Annotated in this window: 1 pseudogene; it reads left to right on the top strand. The window is 69.8% G+C overall.

From position 1 onward, the window contains the following. Positions 1 to 494 (top strand): annotated as a pseudogene (locus MKK54_RS02715) (phage tail protein); the annotation flags it as partial.

Genomic DNA, 494 nt, shown 5'->3' with positions numbered 1-494 from the left:
ACCGTCACGGCCTACTCGGACATCTCCGTCGAGGCGACGCGCATCATCCCGGTTTGGACCGGCAGCGCCTGGGTCGAGCAGCCGACGCGCAAGGCGGTCTGGGCCTATTGCGACCTGGTGCGGGCGGAATACGGGCTCGATGCCCTCTCAGGCGCCGATGCCGACAAGGCGCTCTATTACGCCGACCTGCTCGGCGCGAACGATACCTTTGACGGGCAGCTGCCCGAGGTGGCCTCGTTCTGGGAGGCGGCCTCGGAGATCCTGCTGCCCCTGCGCGCCGATCCGGTGAAGGTGGGCGCTGTGCATTCCTTCGTGCGCGACGAGAGCCGGGCCGAGCCGCGCCACGTGCTCACGCGCCGGCAGATCGTGCGCGACAGCGCGGGCGCCACCTTCAAGACGAAGGTCGAGGGCGGCGACGTCATCGTGGAGTTCGACCGCGACGGCGACCCCAAGCGTCCCGACGAGGCCCGGTTCTCCTATGGGCCGCAGAGCCG

This window comes from Methylobacterium sp. J-068 (assembly GCF_022829445.1).
Taxonomy (GTDB): domain Bacteria; phylum Pseudomonadota; class Alphaproteobacteria; order Rhizobiales; family Beijerinckiaceae; genus Methylobacterium.
This window is presented reverse-complemented; position numbering and strand designations above follow the sequence as displayed.